Origin of the sequence: Pseudonocardia kunmingensis (assembly GCF_006716445.1) — a bacterium.
GTDB lineage: Bacteria > Actinomycetota > Actinomycetes > Mycobacteriales > Pseudonocardiaceae > Pseudonocardia > Pseudonocardia kunmingensis.
Map to the genome: position 1 here is coordinate 640,532 of NZ_VFPA01000004.1, position 26,219 is coordinate 666,750.

Sequence of the window (26,219 nt, forward strand, 5' to 3'; positions counted from 1 at the left end):
CGACGAGGAGATGCTTCGCAATGACGCAGACGATCCCCGGAAGCGCAGCCCGGAACAGGAGCGGCGACCCACCGGTCGCCGCCGAGACGATCTCGGGGGGCCACCTGGTCGCCAAGGCACTGAAGGCCGAGGGCGTGGACACCGTCTACACGCTCTGCGGCGGGCACATCATCGACATCTACGACGGCTGCGTGGACGAGGGCATCGCCGTCATCGACGTCCGGCACGAGCAGGTCGCCGCCCACGCCGCGGACGGGTACGCCCGCATCACCGGCACCCCGGGCTGCGCCGTCGTGACCGCGGGCCCCGGCACCAGCGACGCCATCACCGGCGTCGCCAACGCCTACCGCGCCGAGAGCCCGATGCTGCTCATCGGCGGCCAGGGCGCACTCAACCAGCACAAGATGGGGTCCCTGCAGGACCTCCCGCACGTCGACATGATGAACCCGATCACGAAGTTCGCCGCCACGGTGCCGCACACGGCCCGGGCCGCGGACATGGTGTCGATGGCGTTCCGGGAGTGCTTCAATGGTGCGCCGGGCCCGTCCTTCCTCGAGATCCCCCGCGACGTCCTCGACGCGCAGGTCCCGCTCGAGCAGGCCCGCCTCCCGATGCCCGGCGGCTACCGCGCCTCGACCCGCTCCGCGGGCGACCCGGCCGCGATCGAGCAGCTGGCCGACCTGATCGCCCGCTCCGAGAAGCCGTGCGTGCTGCTCGGCAACCAGGTGTGGACGTGCCGCGCGAGCGACGCGGCCATCGAGTTCGTGCGCACGCTGAACGTCCCGGCCTTCATGAACGGCGCCGGCCGCGGCACGTTGGCGCCCCACGACCCGATGCACTTCCAGCTGGCCCGCAGGCACGCCTTCAACGAGGCCGACCTCATCATCATCGTCGGCACGCCGTTCGACTTCCGGATGGGCTACGGCAAGCGGCTCTCCCCCACCGCGAAGGTCGTGCAGATCGACCTCGGCTACGCCACGGTCGGCAAGAACCGCGACATCGACCTCGGCATCGTCGGCGACGCCGGCGCGGTGCTCTCCGCCGTCACCGCCGCGTCCTCCGGCCGCGTCAGCACCGGTGCCGCGCGCCGGAAGGCCTGGATCGACGAGCTGCGGGCGTTCGAGACGGCGGCGTACGAGAAGCGGCTCCCGCGCCAGCGCTCCGAGGCCTCGCCGATCGACCCCTACCGGCTCGTGCACGAGATCAACGAGTTCCTCACGGAGGACTCGATCTACATCGGGGACGGCGGCGACATCGTCACGTTCTCCGGGCAGGTCGTGCAGCCGAAGTCGCCCGGCCACTGGATGGACCCGGGCCCGCTGGGCACGCTCGGCGTCGGCGTCCCGTTCGTGATGGCCGCCAAGCACGCCCGCCCGGACAAGGAGGTCGTCGCGCTCTTCGGCGACGGCGCGTTCAGCCTCACCGGCTGGGACTTCGAGACGCTGGTCCGCTTCAACCTCCCGTTCGTCGGGATCGTCGGCAACAACTCGTCGATGAACCAGATCCGCTACGGGCAGATCCAGAAGTACGGCGAGGCCCGCGGCCGGGTGGGCAACACGCTCGGCCACGTGAAGTATGACGAGTTCGCCAAGATGCTCGGCGGATACGGCGAGGAAGTGCGCGACCCCGCCGACATCGCGCCTGCACTGCAACGCGCCCGGGAATCGGGCCTGCCCTCCCTCATCAACGTGTGGGTCGATCCCGAGGTCTACGCCCCGGGAACGATGAACCAGACCATGTACAAGTGACAGGGGTTCCGACGATGAGCGCCCTTGACGGCATCCGCATTCTCGACATGACCCACGTGCAGTCGGGTCCATCGGCCACCCAGATCCTGGCCTGGCTCGGCGCCGACGTCGTGAAGCTCGAGGCTCCCACCGGCGACATCACGCGCCAGCAACTGCGCGACGTGCCCGACGCCGACAGCCTCTACTTCACGATGCTGAACTGCAACAAGCGCAGCATCACGCTGAACATGAAGAGTGAGGAGGGAAAGCAGCTCTTCATCGAGATGGTGAAGAAGTCCGACGTGCTCGTCGAGAACTTCGGGCCCGGCGCCGTCGACCGCATGGGATTCACCTGGGACCGGCTCCAGGAGCTCAACCCGCGTCTGGTCTACGCGTCCATCAAGGGCTTCGGAGAAGGGCCCTACACCCACTACAAGGCCTATGAAGTGGTCGCCCAGGCGATGGGCGGCTCGATGAGCACCACCGGTTTCGAGGACGGGCCACCGGTCGCCACCGGTGCGCAGATCGGCGACTCCGGCACCGGGATGCACGCGGTCGCCGGCATCCTCGCCGCGCTCGTGCAGCGCAACTCGACGGGCCGGGGCCAGCGGGTGACGGTGGCGATGCAGCACGCGGTGCTGAACCTGTGCCGGGTGAAGCTGCGCGACCAGCAGCGACTGGCCCACGGCCCGCTCGCCGAGTACCCGAACGAGTCCTTCGGCGAGGAGGTGCCGCGCTCGGGCAACGCCTCCGGCGGCGGCCAGCCGGGCTGGGCCGTGAAGTGCGCACCCGGCGGACCGAACGACTGGATCTACGTGATCGTGCAGCCTCCGGGCTGGGCCCCGATCGCGAACCTGATCGGACGCCCCGAGCTCGCCGACGACCCGGAGTGGAGCACGCCGGCCGCGCGGCTGCCCAAGCTGGACAAGATGTTCCAGCTCATCGAGGAGTGGTCGTCCCGGGTGTCGAAGTGGGACGCGCTGGCCGAACTGAACGCCCACAACATCCCCTGCGGCCCGATCCTGTCCACGAAGGAGCTCATCGAGGACGCCTCGCTCGCCGACAACAACATGGTCGTGACCGTCGACCACCCCGAGCGCGGCTCCTTCAAGACCGTCGGCTGCCCGATCAAGCTGTCGGACTCGCCGGTCAAGGTCGAGACCTCACCGCTGCTCGGCCAGCACAACGAAGACGTGTACGTGCGCGAGCTGGGCCTCGACCCGCAGCGCTTCGCCGAGCTCAAGACGAACGGGGTGATCTGACGATGGGGTACGACAAGGACGCCGTACGCGAGGTCCTCGACAAGGCGCTGGCCGAGGGCCGGGAGTCGCTGACCGCGCCCGAGGGCCGCCGCGTCTGCGAGGCCTACGGGATCCCCACGCCGGGTGAGGGGCTGGCGAGCACGGCCGACGACGCCGTCCGGCTGGCGGCCGAGCTGGGCGGCCGGGTCGTGATGAAGATCGTGTCACCGGACATCCTGCACAAGACCGAAGCCGGCGGCGTCAAGGTCGGGGTGTCCGGCGACGACGCGGTGCGCGGCGCGTTCGACGAGATCGTGGCGAACGCGAAGGCCTACGACGCCGACGCCGCGATCGACGGCGTCCAGGTGCAGCAGATGCTCACGGGCGGCCACGAGGTCATCATCGGGGCCACCACCGACCCGACGTTCGGCAAGGTGATCGTCTTCGGCCTCGGCGGCGTGCTGGTCGAGGTGCTGAAGGACGTCACGTTCCGGCTCGCCCCGGTCGACACCGAGACCGCGCACTCGATGCTGGACGGCATCCAGGCCGCGGAGGTCCTCAAGGGCGCCCGCGGTGCCGAGCCCGCGGACGCCGACGCGCTCGCCGACATCATCAAGCGGCTGTCGGACCTGGTGACCGACTTCCCCCGGATCAGCGAGTTCGACCTCAACCCGGTGTTCGCCACGCCGGAGGGCGCGTCCGCGGCGGACGTCCGGATCCTGCTGTCGGCCGAGGAGCCCGCCGAGCCGGTGCGCTACAGCGAGGAGGAGATCCTCGCGACGATGAACCGCATGATGCGGCCGAACGCGGTCGCCGTGATCGGGGCGTCGGACCAGGACGGCAAGATCGGCAACTCGGTGATGAAGAACCTCATCAACGGGGGCTACGCAGGCGAGATCTACCCCATCAACCCCAAGGCCGACGAGATCCTGGGCAAGAAGGCCTACAAGAGCATCGGCGACGTGCCCGGCGACGTCGACGTGGCGGTGTTCGCCGTGCCGGCCAAGTTCGTGCCGCAGGCGCTGCGCGAGGTGGGCGAGAAGAACGTGCCCGCCGCGGTGCTGATCCCCTCCGGGTTCGCCGAGACGGGCAACGTCGAACTGCAGGAGGAGATCGTCGCGATCGGGCGCGAGCAGGGCGTCCGGCTGCTCGGCCCCAACATCTACGGCTACTACTACACACCGCAGAACCTCTGCGCGACGTTCTGCACCCCCTACGACGTCAAGGGCGGTGTCGCGCTCACCTCGCAGAGCGGCGGCATCGGCATGGCGATCCTCGGGTTCAGCCGCAGCTCCAAGATGGGTGTCTCGGCGATCGTCGGGCTGGGCAACAAGTCCGACCTCGACGAGGACGACCTGCTCACCTACTTCGGTGAGGACCCGGACACCAACATCGTCGCGATGCACCTCGAGGACCTGAAGGACGGCCGGACGTTCGTCTCGGCGGCCCAGAAGATCACCAAGAAGAAGCCGGTGGTCGTGCTCAAGGCAGGCCGCACGGCGCTGGGCGCGAAGGCCGCGAGCTCGCACACCGGCGCGCTCGCCGGCGACGACAAGGTCTACGACGACATCCTGCGGCAGTCCGGCGTGGTCAGGGCGTACTCCCTCAACGACATGCTCGAGTACGCCCGTGGCATCCCGGTCCTGCCCACGCCCAAGGGCGAGAACGTCGTGATCATCACGGGTGCGGGGGGCTCCGGCGTGCTGCTGTCGGACGCCTGCGTGGAGAACGACCTCTCGCTCATGGACATCCCCCCGGATCTCGACGAAGCGTTCCGGGCCTTCATCCCGCCGTTCGGTGCCGCGGGCAACCCGATCGACATCACCGGGGGCGAGCCGCCGTCGACCTACGAGGCGACGATCCGGCTCGGCCTGGAGGACGACCGGATCCACGCGCTGATCCTCGGGTACTGGCACACGATCGTCACCCCGCCGATGGTCTTCGCCGAGCTCACCGCACGGGTGGTGGCCGAGGCGCGGGAGAAGGGCATCGAGAAGCCGGTCGTGGCGTCCCTCGCAGGCGACACCGAGGTGGAGGAGGCGAGCACCTACCTCTACGACCACGGCGTCGTCGCGTACCCGTACACGACGGAGAAGCCGGTCGCGGTGCTCGGAGCGAAGTACCGCTGGGCCCGCAGCGCGGGCCTCATCGGCTGAACGATCTCGGGCCGGCGCTGATGGCCGGCCCGGGTCCCGGTGGCGCTGCGTCGCCGCCGGGACGGACAGCGGTCGGCCCGGCCGGACTCCTGGGGATCTCGCCCACCCACCAGGAGCCGGTCGGGCCGGCCGACGAACGCGTCGTGGCACGGAGCGGAGACGAGGAGGCAGTGCAGGGCCGGGCAGCAGTCGAAGGAGAGATCCCAATGGAGAGGTCCCACCAGTGACGACTTCGAAGCAACCCGACGCCGGTCCGCCGGTCGGCGCGGACACGGCCGCCGACGCCGGACGCGTATGGCACGCAGGCGGCCTGGCACCGATGCCCATCCGGAAGCTTCCGGATGCACCACCCTCCGTCCACCTCCTCGGGCCGACGGTCTTCCTCGTCGCGCTCGGTGTAGGTATGGGCGAGTCCTACATGTGGCCACGACTCGTGCTGCTGTTCGGGCCCGAGATCCGCTGGCTGTTCCTGATCGGTGTCACGCTGCAGGCGTTCGTCCTGCTGGAGATGGCGCGTTATGCCATGGCGACCGGTGAGTCCATCTTCACCGGCGCGGCGCGCGTCTTCAAACCGATCATGTGGTTCTTCTTCACGATCGCGATCCTCATCTACATCTGGCCGGGTCACCTCTCGGCCGGCGCGAGCGCGTTCGAACAGGCCACCGGTGTCCCGTGGCAGGTGAGCGCCACCATCGGCATGCTGCTGGTCGGCACGCTGTTCACGCTCGCCAAGGTGATCTACGACCTCGTGGAGAAGATCCTCGGACTCCTGATCGGCCTCCTCGTGGTCGGGACGGCGGTCATCGCGTCGCTGGTCGGCACCTGGGCCGATCTGACCTCCACGCTCGCGGGCATGTTCGCGTTCGGCTTCATCCCGGCCGAGGCGCACACCGCCGAGTGGTTCCCGATCATCGTCGGTTCGATCGCGTTCGCGGGCCCTTCGGGTATGCAGCAGATGTGGTACACGCTGCACCTGCGGGAGAGCGGCGCCGGGATGGGCGCGCACGTGCCGAAGGTGCGCGGTCTCGCCAGTGCCGGTCAGGAGGAGGAGCGCTCCGCGACCGGCTTCATGTTCGACACCGACGATCCGGCCGAGTTGGCGAAGTGGAAGGGCTGGCGCAGGTGGGTCACGTTCGACGCCATCCTGCTCTTCTGGGGCATCACGATGCTCGTCACGATCTCGTTCACCGTGCTCGCCCGCGCGGCGGCGCGACAGAACCCGGCCGTCGTCGACGAACTGCGCAACGGTGAGCGGGAAGCCGCACTGCTGGCGATGTCCGACTCCTTCGGCTCGGTCGGCCTGCCGGTGCTCGGCACGGTGTTCCTCCTGTTCATCGCGCTGATCGGCCTGAACGCCACGCTGGGACTGTTCGACTCGTTCGCCCGCGGGCAGTCGGACATGGCCTACACCTTCATCCCGTCGTTGCGGAAGTTCGGCATGTCCCGCCTGTACGGGTACTTCCTGTGGTTCGTGATCGTCTTCGGGATCGTCATCCTGTGGGGCGGCCCGGCCGATGGCCCCGAGGCGATCCTGGACGTCCTCGCGTTCCTGTCCGCGTTCGCCATGGGTGCGTACTGCGTCGTGCTCCTGCTGGTGAACAACAGGATGTTGCCCAAGCCGATCCGTCCGAAGTGGTGGACCAACGCCATCATCGGCTTCGGTGCGGTGTTCTACCTGGGCGCATTGTTCTACAGCCTGGCCGTCTTCGGCGCCCTCCCGGACTGACATGAATATCCGGAGCGCACGTCAGCTCGCCGAGATCGGCGCCCCCGGCGCCGTGATCGGCGTGATCGCGGGCGCCGTGCTCGGGGTGTTGGCCGGCGTCGTCGGCCAACCCCTCGGCTGGGCGCTCACCGGTGCCGTGATGCTCGCCGTACCACTCGCCTTCGTCGGCGGCTGCTACGGCGTGCTCACCGGGCTCGGACATGCCCTGCCGGGCATGTTCACGCCTGCGGCGCTGCTGTGGCTGGTGGGCTTCCCGCTCTCCCGCCTGTGGCACGAGACGATGACACCCGTCGTGCTGGGTGGTCCTGCCACCCCGCCTGATGACGTCGTCACATTCCTGCTGTACCAGGCCTTGGTCAGCATGGGCTTTGCGATCGGGTTCATCTGGCTCTACGAGCGGATCATCCCCGGATGGCTGTCTCAGATCAAGGACCACAATCCCTACGCCGAGCGGGTGTACGCCCGCTACATCGCCCACGCAGAACAAATGTGGAACCTCAGGGAGCAGAGACGTGCCCGTCGCCGGGCGGGGCATGCTCCCGGGGAGGTGGGTACCCGAAGGGGCACCCCCAAGGTGAAGGCCAAACGGTCATCGTGAGGATCGGCGCGGCGGAGATTCTCCGCCGCGCCGATCGTTGAACCGGACAGACGTCGGCGGCAGCCCTGCTCCGCGACGGCGAGCGGGAGGCTGCGCTGATGGCCATGTCGGGGTCGTTCGCCTCGGTCGGCCTGCCGGCGCTGGGCGGCGTTTTCCTCGGGTTCATCGCGCTGATCGGCCTGAACGCCACGATCGGGCTGTTCGACTCGTTCTCCCGCGGCCGGGCCGACATGACCTACCACTTCGTCCCCGGCGCCGAGCGGTTCCACCGGTCCCACCTCTACGGCGGGTTCCTCTGGGGTGTGATCCTCTGGGGGATCTGCATCCTGCTGTGGGCCCCGGCCGATGGTTCCGCCGCGATCCTGGACCTCCTCGCGTTCCTGTCCGCGTTCGCCATGGGCGCGTACTGCATCGTGCTGCTCCTGGTGAACAACCGGCTGCTGCCCAAGCCGATCCGGCCGGAGATCTGGACCAACCTGATCATCGGCTTCGGCGCCGTGTTCTACCTGGGCATGCTGTTCTACAGCCTGTTCGCCTACGGTGTCGTCCTGAACTAGGCGGACAACGGTCCTCCTGACGACGACAAGACGATGCGGCGGGGCTCTCGCGAGCCCCGCCGCATTTGTCTTGCCCGGACCGGCCCCGGCCGTCAGGCCTGCCCGTTGCGGCCGGCCTTGTCGTCGATCTCGGGGTCGTCGTCCTTCGGGTGCATGCGGGCCGTGGTGCCACCCCGGTGCATGCCCAGGACGCTGACCACCGGGCCGAGGGCCACCTGCCCGAGGCCGCAGATCGAGGTCTTGCGCATCACCATCTCGAGCTCCAGGACGCGTTCGCGGCCGGTGTCGTCGAGGCCGCCGTCGCCGAGGGCGTCGGTGAGCAGCGTGTGCGCCTTCGTCGAGCCGACCCGGCAGGGCACGCACTTGCCGCAGGACTCGTTGCGGAAGAACCGCAGCACGTTGGTGGCCGCGGCAAGCAGGTCCGTGCCTTCCGCGATCGCGACCAGCGCGCCGGAGCCGAGCATGGACCCGGCCTCGGCGAGCGTGCCGAAGTCGAGGGGGACGTCGAGCTGGTCGGGTCCGAGGAAGTTCGAGGACGCCCCGCCGGGTTGGATGGCCTGCAGCGCCGCCCCGCCGGCCATGCCGCCCGCCTCGTCCAGCAGGGCGCGGGCGGTGGTGCCCATCGGCACGCAGTACACCCCCGGCCGCTCGACGTGCCCGGAGACGGCGAAGAACTTCCAGCCGATCGAGTCGCCGGCGCCCTGGTCGCGCCACCACTGGGGGCCGCGTTCGACGATGACGGGTACGTCGGCGAAGGTCTCGACGGAGTTCATCAGGGTGGGGCGACCCCAGAGGCCGTGGATGCCGGGGAAGGGCGGCTTGTTGCGGGGTTCGCCGCGGTGGCCCTCCATGGCCTCGATCAGGGCGGACTCCTCGCCGAGGATGTAGCCGCCGGGCGAGGTGAAGATGTCCAGGTGCAGCGTGCGGCCGCTGCCCAGCACGTCGGTGCCGAGCAGCCCGGCAGCGCGCAGCGCCTCGATCTCGGCGCGCAGCACGTGTTCTTCGGGCCCGTACTCGTGGCGGATGAACACATACCCCTGCTCGGCACCGGTGCAGACCATGCCCAGCAGCAGGCCTTCCAGCACCAGGTGGGGTTCGTCGGCGAGGATCTGGCGGTCCTTGAAGGTGCCCGGTTCGGACTCGTCGGCGTTGCAGATGGCGTACTTGAGCCCAGCGGGCTGGTCGGCGACCAGCTGCCACTTGCGGCCCGTCGGGAACCCGGCCCCGCCCATGCCGCGCAGCCCGGAGTCGGTGACCGCGGCGATCACGTCCTGCGCGCTGCGGTCGCCGGTGAGCACCGAGCGCAGCACGCGGTAGCGCTGCTCCCCCGGGGCGTACGGGTCGTTCGGCCACGGCTGTTCCCGGCCCGACGGCGTGGGCGCGCCGTGGCCGACCAGCTCGTCGGCGCGGGCCGCGGCCACCAGCGCGTCGGTGTCGTCGAGGGGGGCGGGGTGTTCGTTGACCGCCACCGCGGGCGCGGTGTCGCAGCGGCCCAGGCAGGACACCTCGCGGAACTCGACGTCCGCCTCGCCCTCCAGCCGGGCCCGCAGGGCGTCCAGCCGGGCGTCGGCGCCGGCGAGCCAGCAGGTGAGATCGTGGCAGCCGTGCACGGCGACCTTGGTCGGGGGCTCGGTGCGGAAGTGCGGGTAGAACGAGACCAGGCCCTCGATCTCGTACAGCGGGCGGCGCATCTCCCGGGCCAGGGCGAGGAGTTCTTCGCGGGGCAGCCAGCCCAGCCGGGCCTGGATGGCGTTCAGCTCGGGGATCAGGCTCGGTCCGGGGAACTTCCCGGCCCGAGCCTCCACACCCGGCACCTTCGCGGGATTGATCGAGCGGGTCATGCCCGTCCTCCGATGGCCTCGACCTGTACGGCGCAGAACTTGAACTCCGGGATCTTCCCCGTCGGGTCGATCTCGTCGATCGTCAGGAGGTTGGCCGCGGCCTCCCGGAAGTGGAACGCGATGAAGCAGTTGCCCAGCGCCTCCCGGTGCGACACGCGCAGCTTCAGCTCGATCTCCCCACGCCGGGAGCGGGCGCGCACGATCTCGCCGTGGGTCAGCCCGCGGTCGGCGGCGTCCTTCGGGTGCATGTACACCTCCGCCTCCGGGGAGATCGCATCGAGGGCGTAGGAGCGCCGCGTCATCGAGCCGGTGTGCCAGTGCTCGAGCAGCCGGCCGGTGTTGAGCACCAGCGGGAACTCCGCATCCGGCAGCTCCTTGGCCGGCAGCCACTCGGCCGGCACGAGGTGGGCGAGCCCGTCGTCGGTGTTGAAGCTCTCGTCGAACATCACCACGGTGCCGTCGGAGTGCTCCGGGTCGTCGTTGGGGTAGAGCTTCCCGGAGAGCCCCAGGTTGTCGTAGGAGAGGTTGGCGTAGCTGGGCATCACCGCGACCATCTCGTCGAACACCTCGCCCGGGTGCGCGTAGTGCCAGTCCAGGCCCAGGCGTTGGGCGAGGTCCTGCACGATCTCCCAGTCCGCCCGGGCCTGACCGGGCGGGTCGAGGACCTTGCGTCCGCGCTGCACGCGGCGGTCGGTGTTGGTGTAGCTGCCGTCCTTCTCCAGGTAGGAGGTGGCGGGCAGGATCACGTCGGCGAACTCGGCGGTCTCGGTGAGGAAGATGTCCTGCACCACGAGGAAGTCGAGCGTGCTGAGCGCCTTGCGCACCTTGTTGATGTTCGGGTCGGACAGGAACGGGTTCTCACCCAGCATGTACATCCCGCGGACCCCGCCCGCGAGGATGGAACCGATGATCTCGGTGACGGTCAGGCCGCGGTCGGGGTCGAGCCCGGTCACGCCCCAGGCCTGCTCGAACCGCTCGCGCACGCCCGGGTCGTCGGCCTTCTGGTAGTCCGGGTAGAACATCGGGATCAGCCCGACGTCCGAGGCGCCTTGGACGTTGTTCTGCCCGCGCAGCGGGTGCAGCCCCGAGCCGGGCTTGCCGACGTTCCCGGTGATCGCACACATCGCGATCAGGCAGCGGGCGTTGTCGGTGCCGGTGGTGTGCTGGGAGATGCCCATCCCCCAGTAGATGATCCCGGCGCCCGCGCCGCCCCAGAGCTTCGCGACCTCGGTGATCTGCTCGGCCGGTACCCCGGTGATCTGCGCCGCGCGCTCCGGCGGGTAGTCCGCGACGGTCCGGGCGAGCTCGTCGTAGTTCGAGGTGCGGTTCGCGATGAACTCGCGGTCGAACAACCCGAGCCGGATCACCTCGTGCATCACGCCGTTGTAGAACGCGACGTCGGTGCCCGGCTTGAGCTGGCAGAACACGTCCGCGTGCTCGGAGACCGTGGAGGCGCGCGGGTCGATGTAGATGATCTTCGTGCCCTTGCGGCGGGCCTGCTTGAAGAACGAGCTCGCCACCGGGTGGTTCGCCGTCGGGTTCGACCCGGTGATGATCACGACGTCGGCGTTCACCACGTCGCCGTAGGTCGTGGACACCGCGCCCGAACCGATGCCCTCGAACAGCGCGGCGACCGACGAGGCATGGCACAGCCGGGTGCAGTGGTCGATGTTGTTGGTGCGGAAGCGGGTGCGCAGCAGCTTCTGGAAGAGGTAGGCCTCCTCGTTGGAGCACTTCGCCGACCCGAACCCCGCGATCGCCCCCGGCCCGCCGTCGGCGTGGATCCCGGACAGGCGCCGGGCCACCAGGTCGAGGGCCTCGTCCCAGGTGGCCTCCCGGAAGTGCGGCAGCACCTCGTCGTAGTCGACCAGCCCGCCCGGCTTGCGGCCGCGGTCCTTGCCCGGCCTGTCGTCCTTGCGCCGCTTGCCGTTGCCCTCGCCGCGCACGTCGGCCGAGAGCGCACCCTTCGGGTACGACTCCTCGCGGCGGATGAGTGGCACCGTCAGCCGCTGCGGGGACGCCGCGTAGTCCCAGCCGTAGCGGCCCTTCACGCACAACCGGCCCTGCGAGCCCGGCTGGTCCCGACCCTCGGCGAAGGAGATCGCGCCGCGTTCGCGGTCCACGTTGTAGGTCAGCGCACACCCCACACCGCAGTACGGGCACACCGACTCGACCTGCTCCAACTCCGCACGCGGCCGGATCGGAATGTTGTTGATCGCCTTGTTGGTCAACGCCCCCGTCGGGCACGCCGCCACGCACTCCCCGCACGTCACGCAGCTCGACGAGCCCATGGGGTCGTTCAGGTCGAACGCGATCCGCGTGGCATACCCCTTGCCCGAGCGGCCGATCACGTCGTTGCCCTGCACGTCGTCACACGCCCGCACGCACCGGTCGCACAGGATGCAGGCGTCGTGGTCCACCGCGATCACCGGGTTCGACAGGTCCGTGCCCCGGCCCGACCCGCGCGGCATCCCGTCCGCGTCCACCACGTGGAAGCCCTCGGCCAGGTCGAACAACAGGTTGTCCCGCGTCGTGGTGTGCTTGCGGTCCTGCTCGGGCGCCGGCTGGTCGGCCATCAGCAGCTCGGTCAGCACCTCGCGGGAGCGCTGCACCTCCGGGGTGGCCGTCTGCACCTGCATGCCGTCCTCGCACGGACGCACGCAGGCCGCGGCGAACGCCCGACCGCCGGTGTCGACCACGCACATCCGGCACACCCCGACCGGGTCGAACCGCTCGTCGTGGCACAGCACCGGGATCTCCACCCCGACCTGCTTCGCCGCGTCGTAGATCGTCGTCCCCTCCGGGACGCTGACCTCACGGCCGTCGATCGTGGCGGTGACGGTGGCGGCCTGCTGCATGGCCGGGAGCGTCGTGGTCATCCCCGTAGTCTCGTGCGCGAGCGTCTTTTTGTCTACGGTATGGAGGCCTCTGTCTACGGTATGCAGAGGTGCCCGAAAGAAGAACGGCGCTCCCGCCCCGGCCCGGGCGGGAGCGCCGTCCCTCGACGAGGATCAGTCCTCGGACTTGCTGCTGTCCTGCATCCCCGCCGAGATCAGGTCCATCACCGACGAGTCGGCGAGCGTCGTGACGTCGCCGACCTCGCGGTTCTCCGCCACGTCGCGCAGCAGCCGCCGCATGATCTTGCCGGAGCGGGTCTTCGGCAGCTCGTCGACGACCATGATCTGGCGCGGCTTCGCGATCGGCCCGATCTCCTTCGACACGTGGTCGCGCAGGGCCTTGATGGCCTCTTCGCCCTTCGCCTCGTCCTGGGCCACGTTGCCGCGCAGGATCACGAACGCGACGATGCCCTGGCCGGTCGTGGCGTCCGACGCACCGACCACCGCGGCCTCGGCGACCGTCGGGTGGCTGACCAGCGCCGACTCGACCTCGGTGGTGGAGATCCGGTGGCCGGACACGTTCATCACGTCGTCCACGCGGCCGAGCAGCCAGATCGCGCCGTCGTCGTCGTACTTCGCGCCGTCACCGGCGAAGTAGTAGCCCTGGTCGGCGAACCGGGACCAGTAGGTGTCGCGGTAGCGCTCCTCGTCCCCCCAGATGCCGCGCAGCATCGACGGCCACGGCTTGTCGAGCACCAGGTAGCCGCCCCCACCGGGGCCGACCGGCTGGGCCTCCTCGGTGACGATCTCCGCGCTTATCCCGGGCAGCGGGCGCATCGCCGAACCCGGCTTCGCGGCCGTGACACCGGGCAGCGGCGAGATCATGATCGCGCCGGTCTCGGTCTGCCACCAGGTGTCGACGATCGGGCAGTTGTCCCGGCCGATGTGCTCCCGGTACCACATCCAGGCCTCGGGGTTGATCGGCTCGCCGACGCTGCCCAGCACCCGCAGCGACGAGAGGTCGTACTTCGCCGGGATGTCGCTGCCCCACTTCATGAACGTGCGGATCAGCGTGGGGGCGGTGTAGTAGATCGAGACGCCGTACTTCTGGATGATCTCCCAGTGCCGGCCCTCGTGCGGCGTGTTCGGCGTGCCCTCGTACATCACCGACGTCGCGCGGTTCGCGAGCGGGCCGTAGACGATGTAGCTGTGCCCGGTGACCCAGCCGATGTCGGCGGTGCACCAGTACACGCTCTCGCCGGGCTTGTGGTCGAACACCACGTTGTGGGTGTAGGCGCACTGGGTGAGGTAGCCACCGGCCGTGTGCAGGATGCCCTTCGGCTTCCCGGTCGTACCCGAGGTGTAGAGGATGTAGAGCGGCTGCTCGGAGTCGAACGCCTCGGCCGCGTGCTGGTCGGACTGCCTGTCCACGACATCGTGCCACCAGACGTCGCGCCCCTCGGTCCACGGCACGTCGATCTCGGTGCGCTTCACGACGAGCACGTGCTCGATCGTCGGCGTCTCGGCGGTCGCCTCGTCGGTGTTGGCCTTCATGGGTGCCGGCTTGCCCCTGCGGTACTGCCCGTCCGAGGTGATGAGCAGCTTGGCCTCGGCGTCCTCGATGCGCGCCTTGAGCGCACCCGGGGAGAAGCCGCCGAACACGACGCTGTGCATCGCGCCGAGCCGGGCGCACGCCAGCATCGAGAACACGGCCTCGGGGATCATCGGCAGCTGGATGGCGACGCGGTCGCCCTCGCCGACCCCGAGCTCGACCAGCGCGTTCGCCGCCTTGCACACCTCGCGCTGCAGGTCGGAGTAGGTGATCGTGCGGGTGTCGCCGGGCTCGCCCTCCCAGTGGAACGCCACCTGCTCGCCGTGCCCGGCCTCGACGTGGCGGTCCACGCAGTTGTAGGCCACGTTGAGCTTGCCGCCGACGAACCACTTGGCGAACGGGGCGTCCCAGTCCAGCACCCGCTCCCACTTCTGCTCCCAGTGCAGGCGCTCGGCCTGCTCGGCCCAGAACGCCTCGCGGTCGGCCGATGCCCGGTCGTACCAGTCCGCGGTGGCGTTGGCCTGGGCGGCGAACTCCTCGCTCGGCGCGAAGGTCCGGTTCTCGGTGGACAGGTTGCTCAGCGTGGCGCCGGTCGACTCCCGGCTCGTCTCGTCGGCCATGGGTGCACTCCTGGTCCTGGACGTGGTGCGCCGGGCGTTCAGCACCCGGCCCTGCATGCGTGGGTAATGACGCTAGTGCGCCTGCCGGTCCAACGCACCGTCGGTCCGGAGAGGTCGGGCCGGATCGCCGGACGGTCGGCGAACTGCCGACGGACGGCCGAGCGACGGCGTGTCCCGCGGAGTCGGGGTCTGGGTCCGCACGGGTCGCGGGCCGGGTGACAGCATGCGCTCGTGTCCGTGACCGCCGATCCGCTCGCCCCGCTGCTCGAGCTGCCCGGGGTGGCCGACGCCGTCGCCCGGGCCCGCGACGCGCTGGTGGCCGTGCACAACCACCCCGTCAACCGGCGGGGGTGGCCTGCGAGCGCGGCCGAGGCGGGGCTGCGGGCCGCGCGCGCGTCCGCCGCCCTGGACGGGGCCGCGCTCGGCACCGGCGACACCGTGGCCGACCCCGTCCTCGCCGGCGCCGTGCGCGCCGTCGAGGAGTCGGGGCGCCTCCTCGGCGCGTGGCGCGGCGCACCGCTGCAGGCGCTGGCCCGCCTGCACGTCGTGGCCGCGGCCGACCTGGTGCCTGCGGAGCGGCACGAGGCCGAGCTCGGCAGGCCGCGCCCGGACGCGGGTGTCGCGGCCCGGCTGGGACTGCTCGCCGACCTCGTGACCGGCGGCACCCGGGTTCCCGCACCCGTGCTCGTCGCGGTCGTGCACGGCGAGCTGCTCGCCCTCGCGCCGTTCGCGGCCGCGAACGGGGTGGTCGCGCGCGCGGCGGCGCGGCTCACCGCGGTGGCCGCAGGGCTCGACCCGAAGGGGCTCGCGGTTCCGGAGGTGGGGCACCTGCGCCGGGCGGCCGAGTACCGCTCCGCGGCGGCCGCCTTCGCATCCGGCACTCCGGACGGCCTGCGCGAGTGGCTGCTGCACTGCTGCGCCCAATGGGAGGCGGGGGCGCGGGAGGGGACCTCGATCGCGGACGCCCGCACCTGACGGCACAACGAGACGAGCGGCACCCCTGGAGAGGAGCGCCGCCCGTCCACGCGGGAAGTCCGAGGTCCAGGCGTGCACTACGTGTCGTGGTAGTGGCCTCGGCGTCCGGCGTCCCGGTACGCAGGCCCACGACGACATGCCTCCCGCGGCGTGCTGTGCGTGGAGAGCCCGACCTTCCCGCACGGAGCCCTGCCCGGGGTGGACGGGTGCTTCTCTGCCGCACCGCCCCTGGCCGACCAGAGGTCCGTACGGCCCTTTGTAGTCCGTGACCCCGGGCACAGCAAGGGGCCCTGTCAGGTGCACCGGTTCAGGCACGCTCGGTGGCGATCAGTGACGGCCGCGCCACCCTCAGGAGCCCCGCGCGGCCCACGCGTCGTCAGGACCGCGCGGGGCGGTGACGCGCGTACCAACCCACCGCCGCCAGCGCCGCGGCCGCCCCCACGCCCGCCGCCGTCAGCGCGGTCCGCAGCGGAGGCGGTCGCAGCCGCAGGCGCAACGCGACCGGATCGGCGAACGTCAGGACCGGCCAGCCGCGCAGCGCGGCCTCCCGGCGCAGTGCGCGGTCGGGGTTCACCACCGTCGGGTGCCCGACGGCCTCGAGCAACGGCAGGTCGGTGATCGAGTCGGAGTACGCCCTGCAGTCCTCGAGGCGGTAACCCTGCTCGGCGGCGATCTGCCGCGCTGCCTGCGCCTTCTCCGCGCCGTAGCAGTAGTAGTCGATCACACCGGTGTAGCGGCCGTCGGCGACGCCCATGCGGGTGGCCAGGCACCGGTCCGCGCCGACGAGCGCCGCGATCGGCTCGACGACCTCCTGCCCCGACGCCGACAGCACGACGACCTCGTCGCCGTTCGCCCGGTGCTCGGCGATCAGCTCCGTGGCCTCGGCGTAGACGAGCGGCTCGACGATGTCGTGCAGGGTCTCGGCGACGATGGCGCGGATCTGCGCCACCTCCCACCCCGTGCACAGCGCGGTGATCCGGCGGCGCAGCAGTTCCATGGTGTCGGCGTCCGCGCCGGACAGCAGCAGGAGCAACTGTGCGTAACCGCTTCGCAACGCCGCCCGGCGGGTGATCAGCCCTCGACGCCGGAACGGGCGGCTGAAGGCGAGGGCGCTCGACCCCGCGATGATGGTCTTGTCGAGGTCGAAGAAGGCGGCGGCTCCGGACGCCGCAGGCGGCGGGGCGGGAGACAGCAGGGGGAGCGCACCGGACACGCGCGCGAGCTTGCCAGAAGGGCCGACCGGGCGAGTGCGCCCACCGGCGACGACACCACCGCAGATGGTTGGTGCGACAGTCGCGCGACCGGGCGCTACAGGGGCTACGATGGAGTTGTCCGGTTCTGTCCGGACGCGGTTCAGCTCGACCCCCCGGAGCTGAACCACCGACGGCCCCCGCCAATCCCCCCTGGCGGGGGCCGTCCCATGTGCGAGGTTCGCCCGCTCGGTAGCGCGAGGGGATGCACAAACGATCCCCCACCAGCTTGGCGCATCTCGCTGTCAATCGCCGCAGGTCAGAAGCACGGCGTAGCGAGTTATCCACACCAGCCACAGGTTGTCCACAGGTTGTGTGATCCGTCCCCACCCACCTCCCCGGCGCCGCACCCTGGAACGCACCCGGCTCGGCCGAGCGGGGTGTCACGAGGAGGCGGCGGTGGGAACGAGAGGCACGACCGAGCGGGCAGGTCCGGGTCCACGGGGCCTCGTCATGGTGTCCGACCCCGAGCTGCTCGACGTCCTCCTGCGGCTGGCCGCCGCGGCCGGGTGCGAGCTGCAGCGCGCGGCCGACCCCGCGCAGGCGCGGGGGTTCTGGGCCCACGCGCCGGTGGTGCTGCTCGACGCCGCGGCGGCCGCGCGCTGCGCCCGGGCCGGGCTGCCGCGCCGGGGCGACGTCGTCCTCGCCGTGCGCGGGGAACCGGAGGCCCCGGTCTGGCGCCACGCGGTCGCGGTCGGGGCCGAGCACGTCATCGCGCTGCCCGAGGCGGAGGCGTGGCTGGTCGCCGCCCTCACCGAGGCCGCGGAGGGCAGGCGGCCGGGCGGGCGCGTGGTCGCGGTCGTGGGCGGGCGGGGCGGAGCGGGCGCGTCGGTGCTCGCCGCGGCCGTCGCCGTCACCGCCGTGCGCCACGGGCGCCGCGCGCTGCTGGTCGACTGCGACCCCCTCGGGGGCGGGCTCGACCTCGTGCTCGGCGCGGAGGACCTCGGCGGGCTGCGGTGGCCGGGCGTCGGCGTCGAGGGCGGGCGGGTGCCGGCCACCGCGCTGCACGCGGCGCTGCCGGCCCCGCACGTCGTACCCGGTGGCGGGGAGCTCGGCGTGCTCTCCTGCGACCGCTCGGCCCACGGCCCCACCCCCAACGCCGTGCGCGCCGTCGTGGAGGCGGGGCGCCGCGCAGGCGAGACCGTGGTCTGCGACCTGCCCCGCTACCCCACCGACGCCGCCGTCGCCGCGCTGTCGGCCGCCGACCTCGTCGTCCTCATCGTCCCGGCCGACGTCCGCTCCTGCGCCGCGGGCGCCCGCGTCGCGGCCCTGCTCGCCGAGCACGGCAGGCCGCTGCGCCTGGTGGTGCGCGGCCCCGCGCCCGGCGGCATCGACGCCGATGAGGTCGGCAGGGCGCTCGCGCTGCCGGTGCTCGCGGCCGTGCGTCCCGAACCGGGGCTCGCGCGGGCGCTCGAACGCGGAGAAGCCCCTGGCCGACCGCGCGGCCCGCTCGCCGCCGCGGCCCGGGCCGTCCTCGCCGAGCTCGAGACCGTGTCCTCGCCCGCGCCGGGGGCACGGTCGTGAGCGCCGCGCCTCTCGTCGACCGCGTGCGGTCGCGGCTCGCGGCGGCGGGCGGGGAGGTCACCCAGGCCGCGGTGGCCGCGGCGGTGCGCGCCGAGTCCGGCGGGGTGGCCTCGGACCTCGACGTGCTGTCCGCCCTGCACGTCCTGCGCCAGGAGTTCGTCGGCGCAGGCCCGCTGGACCAGCTGCTGCACGACCCCCGCACCACCGACGTCCTCGTGTGCGGCCCCCGCGCGGTGTGGGCGGATCGCGGTGCCGGGCTCGAGCGCACGACCGTGTGCTTCCCCGACGACGCCGCCGTGCGCCGTCTCGCGCAGCGCCTGGCCATCGCGGCCGGGAGACGGCTGGACGACGCCAGCCCCTACGTCGACGGCTGGCTCGCCGACGCCGGGGTGCGGCTGCACGCCGTGCTGCCGCCGGTCGCGGCCGACGGCACCTGCCTGTCGTTGCGCGTCCTGCGCCCGGCCGCGCACGACCTCCCGGCGCTGCGCGCGCTCGGCACCGTCGACGCGCCCGGCGAGGCGCTGCTGCGGGCGGTCCTCGACGCGCGGCTCGCGTTCCTCGTCGCCGGGGGCACCGGCACGGGGAAGACCACGATCCTGGCCGCCCTGCTCGCCGCGGTCGATCCGCGGGAGCGCATCGTCTGCGTCGAGGACGCCGAGGAGCTGCGCCCCCGCCACCCGCACGTCGTCCGGCTGGTGGCCCGACCGGCCAACATCGAGGGCGCGGGTGGCGTCACCCTGCGCGACCTCGTGCGCCAGGCGCTGCGCATGCGGCCCGACCGGCTCGTCGTCGGGGAGGTCCGTGGCGCGGAGGTGTGCGACCTCCTGGCCGCCCTGAACACCGGTCACGACGGCGGCGCGGGCACCGTCCACGCCAACTCCGCGAGCGAGGTGCCCGCACGGATGGAGGCGCTCGCCGCGGCGGGCGGGCTGCCCCGCGCCGCCCTGCACAGCCAGCTCGCCGCGGCCGTGCAGGTCGTGCTGCAGATGCGCAAGCTGCCGTCCGGGGCCCGCGTGCTCGACACGGTCGGGGTGCTGGGCCGCGACACCGACGCCGACGCGGTCACGGTCCGGCCGGTGTGGACGCGGCGCGAGGGGTGGACCGCGCAGCGAGGAGCGGTGGCCGAGCTGCTGCGGGAGCGGGAGGTGGCACCGCCGTGGTGACCGCCGCCGCCTGCGCCGCCCTCGCCGCGGCGCTGGTCTGCCTCCCCGTCCCGGCGGGCGCTGCCCGGCTCGCCGCGCTCTGGCCGCCCGCGCACCCGCACGGTCATGGACGCCGGTCCCTCGCCGCCGCCCCCGCACTCCTCGGGGCACTGCTCGGGTTCGCGGCGGCGGGCGCCGGCGGTGCGCTCGCCGGTGGTCTGGTCGCGGTGGTGCTGCGCAAGCGCCGCTCCCGCCACCGCACGGAGCAGCAGGCCGCCGCGGCCTCCGAACAGCTGGCAGCAGCCGTCTCCCGGATCGCCGACGAGCTGCGGGCCGGGAGCCATCCCGCGGGCGCGCTGGCCGGCAGCGGCGCCGACGGAGCGCTCGCCCGCGCGGTGCTCGCACCGGCAGCCGTGGCGGCCCGCCTCGGCGACGGCATCGCACCGGCCCTGCGGCGCGGCGGCGCGGCGCACCCGGACGTGGCCGCCGACGTCGAGCGGATCGCCACCGTGTGGACGCTCGCGGAGCGCCACGGCATCCCGCTCGCCGACCTGCTCACCCGCGCCCACGAGGACATCCGGTGGCGCGTCCGCTTCGGTGCCACCGTCCGCGCCCAGCTCGCCGGCCCCCGCGCCACCGCGGGCGTGCTCACGGCGCTCCCGCTGTTCGGCATCGCGCTCGGACAGCTGATCGGCGCCGATCCGATCGGGGTGCTGCGCGGCGGCCTGCCCGGCCAGGTCCTCCTGGTGCTGGGCGTCGCCTTCGTCGCGGCCGGCAGCGCGTGGTCGGAGCGGATCCTGAGCGCGGCGGTGCCCCGATGACCGGCGGCGCGGCAGGAGCCGCCGCGTTCCTCGCCGCCGCGCTCCTGGTGGCCGGGGCTCCGTCCGGGCACCATCGGCTCCGCGCGCTGCGGGCCCGCCCGGCGCAGGCGCCGTCGCCCGTCCCACCGCTGCGGCCGGCCTGGGTCGCCGTCGGCGCCGCGGCCGCGGGTGCGCTGGCCGCCACGGTCGCGGGCCCGGTACCCGCGCTGCTGGTCGCCGCGGCCACCGGTGCGGCAGGGATCGTGGCCGTGCGCCGCAGCGGCTCCGGTGACGGGGTCGCCCTCGAACAGGACACGGAGCTCGCGGCCGGGTGGGAGCTGCTCGCGGTGTGCCTCGAGGCGGGTCTGCCCGTGGCGGTGGCCGCGTCCGCCGCCGCCGAACCGCTGCGCGGCGCCGCCGGTGCCCGGTTGCGCGGCGTGGCCGGGCTGCTCGAGCTCGGGGCGGATCCGGTGTCCGCGTGGCGCTCGGCCGAGCAGCTGCCCGCGCTGTCCACCTTCGCTCGCGCCGCAGGCAGGTCCGCGGGCACCGGGTCCGCGCTGGCCCAGGTCGCCCGCGCCGAAGCCGCCCGGCTCCGGGCCACCCTGCTCGACACCGCGCAGGCCAGGGCACAGCGCGCCACCGTCCTGATCACCGCTCCGCTCGGCCTGTGCTTCCTGCCTGCCTTCCTCGTCCTGGGCATCGCCCCGGTCGTGGTCGGCCTCGCAGGCGAGGTGCTCGCCCAGTGGTGACCCAGAAGAGAACCCACGAGGAGAAGGAGATGTCCCATGACCCGCACGACGCCCCGCACCGCCCGCCCGCCCGGTCCCGGCCTGCTGCCGCCACTGCGGCGGCTCCGCGAGGAGGACGACGGCATGAGCACGGTCGAGTACGCGATCGGCACGGTCGCTGCCGCGGCCTTCGGCGCCCTCCTCTACACCGTCCTCACCGGGGAGTCGGTCCTCACGGCACTCACGGGCCTCGTCGAACGCGCCCTGTCCACGAACTTCTGACGGCTGCGCGGGCGCCGGCCGCTGACCGCGGGGCCGTCACGGTCGAGGCCGCACTCGCCCTGTGCAGCCTCGCGGTGTTCCTCGCGGTCGCGGTCGGGGCCCTCACCGCGGTGGCCGGTTCCGTCCGGTGCGTCGACGCGGCCCGCGAGCTCGCCCGGCTCGCGGCCCGCGGCGAACCGGAGCGCGGCCGGGTCGTCGCCGCCGAGCTCGCGCCACCGGGGGCCCGGCTCACGCTCGGGGTGCAGGGCGACCTCGTCACCGCCGAGGTGTCCGCCGAGCTGGTGCGCCCGTTGCCACTGCGGATCGGGGGCCGGGCGGTCGCCGCGCTCGAACCGGGCGCGGCGCCGCCGTGAGCGGGCGGCACGGGCCCGGCGGCCGCCACCCGCCGCACGACCGGGGCATCGCCACCGTCTGGGCGGCGGCGGGGATCGCCGTGCTGATGACGGTCCTGGTGCTCGCCCTGCACCTCGGAGCGGCCGTGCACGCCCGACACCGCGCCGAGGCCGCGGCCGACCTGGCGGCGCTGGCGGCGGCCGCCATGGCCGTCCAGGGTGCCGCGCCGGCCTGCGCCCGCGCGGCGGAGATCGCCACCGCGATGGGCGCCACGGTCACCACCTGCGGCCTGGCCGGCTGGGACGCCCTCGTCGAGGTCGGCGTGCCGGTACCGCTGGCGCTGCCCGGCCTCGGCACGGCCACCGGACGGGCCCGCGCCGGCCCCGTGGACGGCCCCACCGCCACGACAGCGCGGTGATCGAGGAGCATTCTCGCGGGTGACCCGGGCCGGAACGACGCCCACGCAACCCGGGAAGCGGTCACGTCGGCGGCAAGCCGAACCGGCCCCGCGGCTGCACGTGCCTGGTGCCCCGGTGCGGCCGGTGCAGCACCTCCCTGACGTGCCACCAGGCGTCGTCCTGGGTCTCCGCGTAGCCGTGGGACGACTTCCCGCCGTCGAGGACGACGGTCCAGCGGTACCGACCGGTCGCCTCGTTGAACGTCACCGACCCCCGTTGCTGGCTCTCGATCATCAGCCGCGCCTCGGCCTCGTCCGCCGCCTCGCCCATCGCGAACCCCTCGCTGGTCTCGGTCATCCAGAACACCACCTGGCCATCCTAGCGCCGTTAAGGCCAATCAAGACAGCGGCGACGTTGTAGACGTTACAGTCGTTAGTGCTGCTCAGGCCGCATCGTGGCCCGTACGTTCCGGTCGTGGAGCTGCTGACGACCACCCAAGCGGCGGCTGCGCTCGGGGTGTCGGCGCGCTCGCTGGCACGGTGGGCCCGCGACGGCAGGTTGCGCCCCGCGCTCATCACCCCCGGGGGCGGCCAGCGGTCGGGCCGGTACCTCTGGGACCTCGAGGACCTCCGGGAGCAGCTGCTGAAGCTCCGGACCCGCCCGGAGTAGCGGCCCGACCGGCCGCCGGGCCCGCGCCGCGCGACCGGCCGTCCGGCGCCGCTCGCGCACGTCACCGCGGTCGGCCGCCCCGGATTCCCCAGCGCTGCCGCCCGTCGTCGGGAAGCTGCCACCGAGCGGACCTCCACGGTGCAGACCCGCCGGCCGCCGCGCCCGGCGCGGCCGGAGCACCGGCACGACGAACGGTCGGCGGCCGCGGATGGATGGGTCGGCGCGGCGGGCCGGCGGGGCCACGGCCGCGCTCGCGGGCCGTCCGACGACTCGGCGCACCACCGGAACGCTCGTCGTGGCACCGGTACCGATGAGCGACGACCACTGGCGACGGAGGGGGCAGGGGCGCTTACTTGACGTGGCTCCCGGCCGATCCGGATCGGCGGGACCAGGAAGCTCGCTCCCCAGACTGCGGTGGGGCCCGGCGCGTCGGTCTCGACGCCCACCCCGAGTCCGGCCCACCGCGCGCCGACCGTCGCCGGCCGGCCCGGCCCCCGACGCGGCCGGCCGGCGGCGGTCTATTCCGGGTCTGGTCCCGGTCGGGCCCGTCCGTCCGCCCGTTCCGCCTCGGCACCCCCGCCGTGTCCGCCCAGCGCGTCCAACACGACGTCGAGCACGCGCACCGCGCCGGCCTTGTCCAGCGGCGCGTTGCCGTTCCCGCACTTCGGCGACTGCACGCACGAGGGGCAGCCGGTGCGGCACTCGCAGTCGCCGATCGCGGCGCGCGTGGCGGTGAGCCAGCGGCCCAGCACCGCGTGCCCGCGCTCGGCGAACCCGGCGCCGCCGGGATGGCCGTCGTGCACGAACACGGTGGGCCGCCCGGTGTGGGGGTGCAGCGCCGTCGACATGCCGCCGACGTCCCAGCGGTCGCAGATCGCGAACAGCGGCAGGAGGCCGATCGCCGCGTGCTCGGCGGCGTGCAGCGCCCCGGGGATCCGCGCCGGGGGCACGCCCGCCTCCACGAGCGCGGCCTCGTCGACGTCGTACCAGACGCCGCGGGTGCGCAGCACCTGCTCGGGCAGGTCCAGCGGCACAGTGGCCAGCACCGTGCCGTCCGGTGCCCGACGCAGGTACTCCACCACCTGCGAGGTCACCGTCACCTCCCCGTAGGACACGCGCACCCGGCCGTGGTCGCGGCGCGCGAGCACGCGGGCGACCTCGACGTCGGAGGTGGAGCGGGCGTCCGTGCGGAACCCCGGGTCGGCGGCCGCGACCGCGGCCACACCCGCCTCGAGGTCGAGCCGCTCCACGAGGTAGGTCTCACCGCGGTGCAGGTACACCGCCCCGTCGTGCACGGTGGCGGGCGCCGACGCGCCGTCCACGGTGCCGAGCATGCGCCCGGTGGCGGCCTCCACCACCGCCACCTGCCCGAGACCGGAGCCGCGGATGTCCACCGACCCCGCGGGCCGGTCGTGGGTGGAGGGCCAGTACCAGCCCGTGGGCCGGCGCCGGAGCACGCCGTCGGCCACCAGCTCGTCGAGCACGGCGGCCGCGGGCGCCCCGCCGAACACCCCGGTGACGTCCTCCTCCCGCAGCGGCAGCTCCGCGGCGGCGCAGGCGAGCTGCGGCCCCAGCACGTACGGGTTTGCCGGGTCGAGCACGCACCCCTCCACCGGCGCCCCGAGCAGCGCGTCGGGGTGGTGCACGAGGTAGGTGTCCATCGGGTCGTCCCGGGCCACGAGCACCACGAGCGCCTCGTCGCGGGCCCGCCCCGCCCGGCCGGACTGCTGCCAGAACGAGGCCCTGGTGCCGGGGAAGCCGGCCACGACCACCGCGTCCAGGCCCGCGATGTCCACGCCGAGCTCCAGCGCGTTGGTCGTGGCCACGCCGAGCAGGTCGCCGTCGACGAGCCCGGCCTCGAGGGCACGGCGCTCCTCCGCGAGGTAGCCCCCGCGGTAGGCCGCCACGCGGTCGGCCAGCGCGGGATCCACCTCGGCGAGCAGCCGCTGCGCGGTCAGGGCGGTGACCTCGGCGCCCCGGCGGGACCGCACGAACGCCAGCGTGCGCGCACCCTCCAGCACCAGGTCGGCGAGCATCCGGGCCGCCTCGGTGCCCGCGGGGCGGCGCACCGGAGCGCCGTTCTCCCCGCTGAGCTCGGGCAGCAGCGGCGGCTCCCACAACGCGACGGTGCGCCCTGCGGCGGGCGAACCGTCGTCGGTGACGGCCACGACGGCACGCCCGGTGAGCCGGGCGGCGAACGCCGCCGGCTCCGCCACGGTGGCCGAGGCCAGCACGACGGTGGGCCGCGAGCCGTACCGCGCGCAGACCCGCAGCAGCCTGCGCAGCAGCAGCGCCACGTGCGAGCCGAACACGCCGCGGTAGGTGTGGCACTCGTCCACCACCACGAACTGCAGCCTGCGCAGGAACACGGCCCACTGGGCGTGCCGGGGCAGCAGGGAGCGGTGCAGCATGTCCGGGTTGCTGAACACCCAGCGGCCGTGCCGGCGCACCCAGTCGCGGGCGTCGCTGGGCGTGTCGCCGTCGAACGGGGCCGCGCGGACGTCGGGGAGGTCGAGCGCCTCGAGCGCGCGCAGCTGGTCGGCGGCGAGGGCCTTCGTCGGCGACAGGTACAGGGCCGTGGCCTTGGGGTCGGCGGCGAACCGCGCGAGCACCGGCAGCTGGTAGGCCATCGACTTCCCCGACGCCGTGCCGGTGGCCACCACCACGTCCTGCCCGGCCCAGGCCAGCTCCGCCGCCTCGGCCTGGTGGCTCCACGGCGCGGGCACCCCCTGGCGCTGCCACGCCGCCCGCACGTGCGGGGCCACCCACTCCGGCCAGGCGGCGGTGCGGCCGGCGCGCGGGGGCAGCCGCACCGCGTGCCGCAGCGGGCCCGCGGCGCCGCGCTCGCCCACCCCTCCGTCGACCAGTGCCTCCCCCGCGGCCACACCCCTGGCCCCGCTGCCGGGTTCGGCCGCACCCCCGGCCCGCCCCGGGCCGCAGCTCTCCCCGACTCCGGGCCGGTCGGCGGCGCGCTCCGACCCGGCGAGCACCCGGCGCAGCAGGAGCTCGCCACGCCCGGGCGGCGCGGCGGCCCGCCCCGGCCCGTCCTCGCCCCGCTCGCACCCGACAGCCACGGTGCCCGAGGTTGGCACACGGGAACGACAGCCCCACCGCCACCTCGCCCCGCCGCCGGTTGCTCCGGCGTGAGGGGGCTCACGCACCGTGTCCGACGCCACACACTTACACTGCTCGCGCCTGTACCGCGCCGACCTGCGGTGACGGGTTTTCCGAGACGCCAGGGATGTCGTCCGCGTTCCCTGGCC

Annotated in this window: 21 protein-coding genes; 15 read left to right on the top strand and 6 right to left on the bottom strand. The window is 73.1% G+C overall.

Going from position 1 to position 26,219, the window contains the following annotated elements:
* The first annotated feature begins 20 nt into the window (after positions 1 to 20).
* The 6 genes from FB558_RS32865 (at position 21) to FB558_RS32890 (ending at position 8,005) form a co-directional block, all read left to right on the top strand.
* Complete coding sequence (locus tag FB558_RS32865) at positions 21 to 1,748, top strand: thiamine pyrophosphate-binding protein (protein WP_142060256.1); 1,728 nt, start codon at positions 21 to 23, stop codon at positions 1,746 to 1,748.
* A 14-nt stretch (positions 1,749 to 1,762) separates the two neighbouring features.
* Positions 1,763 to 2,989 carry a formyl-CoA transferase gene (gene frc, locus FB558_RS32870; RefSeq protein ID WP_211367012.1) on the top strand — a complete coding sequence of 409 codons (1,227 nt, stop codon included), beginning with the start codon at positions 1,763 to 1,765 and terminating at the stop codon, positions 2,987 to 2,989.
* Positions 2,990 to 2,991: 2 nt separating this feature from the next.
* The gene (locus FB558_RS32875; protein ID WP_142060260.1) at positions 2,992 to 5,124 is read left to right on the top strand and encodes an acetate--CoA ligase family protein; all 2,133 of its coding nucleotides are present in this window, start codon (positions 2,992 to 2,994) and stop codon (positions 5,122 to 5,124) included.
* A gap of 319 nt (positions 5,125 to 5,443) precedes the next feature.
* Entirely contained in the window at positions 5,444 to 6,850 is a 1,407-nt protein-coding gene (locus tag FB558_RS32880) for an Nramp family divalent metal transporter (protein ID WP_142060262.1), read from the top strand.
* A 1-nt stretch (position 6,851) separates the two neighbouring features.
* Positions 6,852 to 7,448, top strand: coding sequence for a hypothetical protein (locus FB558_RS32885; protein ID WP_211367013.1), 597 nt, complete (start codon positions 6,852 to 6,854; stop codon positions 7,446 to 7,448).
* Between the two features lie 65 nt (positions 7,449 to 7,513).
* Complete coding sequence (locus FB558_RS32890) at positions 7,514 to 8,005, top strand: Nramp family divalent metal transporter (RefSeq protein WP_281288709.1); 492 nt, start codon at positions 7,514 to 7,516, stop codon at positions 8,003 to 8,005.
* 92 nt (positions 8,006 to 8,097) lie between these two features.
* On the opposite strand, the gene FB558_RS32895 is transcribed toward FB558_RS32890, so the two are convergent.
* From FB558_RS32895 to acs, 3 genes are all read right to left on the bottom strand, one after another.
* Positions 8,098 to 9,846 (bottom strand): NAD(P)H-dependent oxidoreductase subunit E, encoded by a 1,749-nt coding sequence (locus FB558_RS32895; protein ID WP_142060264.1) that lies wholly within the window; start codon positions 9,844 to 9,846, stop codon positions 8,098 to 8,100.
* On the bottom strand, positions 9,843 to 12,725 hold the full coding sequence (fdhF, locus tag FB558_RS32900; protein WP_211367014.1) for a formate dehydrogenase subunit alpha: 2,883 nt from the start codon (positions 12,723 to 12,725) through the stop codon (positions 9,843 to 9,845). Before fdhF ends, FB558_RS32895 begins: the two co-directional genes overlap by 4 nt.
* A 132-nt stretch (positions 12,726 to 12,857) precedes the next feature.
* A complete protein-coding gene (gene acs / locus FB558_RS32905) occupies positions 12,858 to 14,855 on the bottom strand; it encodes an acetate--CoA ligase (protein WP_142060266.1) in 1,998 nt (665 codons plus the stop codon).
* 237 nt (positions 14,856 to 15,092) lie between these two features.
* Between acs and FB558_RS32910 the strand changes: the two genes are divergently transcribed.
* A complete protein-coding gene (locus FB558_RS32910) occupies positions 15,093 to 15,830 on the top strand; it encodes an oxidoreductase (protein WP_142060268.1) in 738 nt (245 codons plus the stop codon).
* Between the two features lie 376 nt (positions 15,831 to 16,206).
* On the opposite strand, the gene FB558_RS32915 is transcribed toward FB558_RS32910, so the two are convergent.
* A complete protein-coding gene (locus FB558_RS32915) occupies positions 16,207 to 17,043 on the bottom strand; it encodes an HAD family hydrolase (RefSeq protein WP_170231635.1) in 837 nt (278 codons plus the stop codon).
* A gap of 436 nt (positions 17,044 to 17,479) precedes the next feature.
* On the opposite strand from FB558_RS32915, the gene ssd reads away from it, so the two are divergent.
* The 7 genes from ssd (at position 17,480) to FB558_RS32950 (ending at position 22,307) form a co-directional block, all read left to right on the top strand.
* Complete coding sequence (gene ssd, locus FB558_RS32920) at positions 17,480 to 18,604, top strand: septum site-determining protein Ssd (RefSeq protein WP_281288707.1); 1,125 nt, start codon at positions 17,480 to 17,482, stop codon at positions 18,602 to 18,604.
* Positions 18,601 to 19,767, top strand: coding sequence for a TadA family conjugal transfer-associated ATPase (locus FB558_RS32925; protein WP_142060270.1), 1,167 nt, complete (start codon positions 18,601 to 18,603; stop codon positions 19,765 to 19,767). Before ssd ends, FB558_RS32925 begins: the two co-directional genes overlap by 4 nt.
* Positions 19,761 to 20,567, top strand: coding sequence for a type II secretion system F family protein (locus FB558_RS32930; protein WP_142060272.1), 807 nt, complete (start codon positions 19,761 to 19,763; stop codon positions 20,565 to 20,567). Before FB558_RS32925 ends, FB558_RS32930 begins: the two co-directional genes overlap by 7 nt.
* On the top strand, positions 20,564 to 21,295 hold the full coding sequence (locus FB558_RS32935; RefSeq protein WP_142060274.1) for a type II secretion system F family protein: 732 nt from the start codon (positions 20,564 to 20,566) through the stop codon (positions 21,293 to 21,295). Before FB558_RS32930 ends, FB558_RS32935 begins: the two co-directional genes overlap by 4 nt.
* A 36-nt stretch (positions 21,296 to 21,331) precedes the next feature.
* A complete protein-coding gene (locus FB558_RS32940) occupies positions 21,332 to 21,556 on the top strand; it encodes a DUF4244 domain-containing protein (protein WP_142060276.1) in 225 nt (74 codons plus the stop codon).
* 74 nt (positions 21,557 to 21,630) lie between these two features.
* A complete protein-coding gene (locus tag FB558_RS32945; protein ID WP_246106927.1) occupies positions 21,631 to 21,909 on the top strand; it encodes a TadE family type IV pilus minor pilin in 279 nt (92 codons plus the stop codon).
* Positions 21,906 to 22,307, top strand: a complete 402-nt coding sequence (locus FB558_RS32950) for an Rv3654c family TadE-like protein (protein ID WP_142060278.1) — start codon at positions 21,906 to 21,908, stop codon at positions 22,305 to 22,307. The genes FB558_RS32945 and FB558_RS32950 overlap by 4 nt, the downstream gene beginning before the upstream one ends.
* A 61-nt stretch (positions 22,308 to 22,368) precedes the next feature.
* On the opposite strand, the gene FB558_RS32955 is transcribed toward FB558_RS32950, so the two are convergent.
* Positions 22,369 to 22,644: a hypothetical protein gene (locus FB558_RS32955; protein ID WP_142060280.1), complete on the bottom strand. Its 276-nt coding sequence runs from the start codon at positions 22,642 to 22,644 to the stop codon at positions 22,369 to 22,371.
* A 117-nt stretch (positions 22,645 to 22,761) separates the two neighbouring features.
* On the opposite strand from FB558_RS32955, the gene FB558_RS32960 reads away from it, so the two are divergent.
* Positions 22,762 to 22,956: a helix-turn-helix domain-containing protein gene (locus FB558_RS32960; RefSeq protein WP_246106928.1), complete on the top strand. Its 195-nt coding sequence runs from the start codon at positions 22,762 to 22,764 to the stop codon at positions 22,954 to 22,956.
* 518 nt (positions 22,957 to 23,474) lie between these two features.
* On the opposite strand, the gene FB558_RS32965 is transcribed toward FB558_RS32960, so the two are convergent.
* Positions 23,475 to 25,841: a DEAD/DEAH box helicase gene (locus tag FB558_RS32965; RefSeq protein ID WP_425468124.1), complete on the bottom strand. Its 2,367-nt coding sequence runs from the start codon at positions 25,839 to 25,841 to the stop codon at positions 23,475 to 23,477.
* Positions 25,842 to 26,219: the final 378 nt, after the last annotated feature.

Excerpts from the sequence above, each read along its gene's own strand:
- FB558_RS32865 (WP_142060256.1), top strand. The coding sequence starts at position 21 with ATGACGCAGACGATCCCCGGAAGCGCAGCCCGGAACAGGAGCGGCGAC.
- frc (WP_211367012.1), top strand. The coding sequence starts at position 1,763 with ATGAGCGCCCTTGACGGCATCCGCATTCTCGACATGACCCACGTGCAG.
- FB558_RS32875 (WP_142060260.1), top strand. The coding sequence starts at position 2,992 with ATGGGGTACGACAAGGACGCCGTACGCGAGGTCCTCGACAAGGCGCTG.
- FB558_RS32880 (WP_142060262.1), top strand. The coding sequence starts at position 5,444 with ATGCCCATCCGGAAGCTTCCGGATGCACCACCCTCCGTCCACCTCCTC.
- FB558_RS32885 (WP_211367013.1), top strand. The coding sequence starts at position 6,852 with ATGAATATCCGGAGCGCACGTCAGCTCGCCGAGATCGGCGCCCCCGGC.
- FB558_RS32895 (WP_142060264.1), bottom strand. The coding sequence starts at position 9,846 with ATGACCCGCTCGATCAATCCCGCGAAGGTGCCGGGTGTGGAGGCTCGG.
- fdhF (WP_211367014.1), bottom strand. The coding sequence starts at position 12,725 with ATGACCACGACGCTCCCGGCCATGCAGCAGGCCGCCACCGTCACCGCC.
- acs (WP_142060266.1), bottom strand. The coding sequence starts at position 14,855 with ATGGCCGACGAGACGAGCCGGGAGTCGACCGGCGCCACGCTGAGCAAC.
- FB558_RS32935 (WP_142060274.1), top strand. The coding sequence starts at position 20,564 with ATGACCGGCGGCGCGGCAGGAGCCGCCGCGTTCCTCGCCGCCGCGCTC.
- FB558_RS32940 (WP_142060276.1), top strand. The coding sequence starts at position 21,332 with ATGACCCGCACGACGCCCCGCACCGCCCGCCCGCCCGGTCCCGGCCTG.
- FB558_RS32955 (WP_142060280.1), bottom strand. The coding sequence starts at position 22,644 with ATGACCGAGACCAGCGAGGGGTTCGCGATGGGCGAGGCGGCGGACGAG.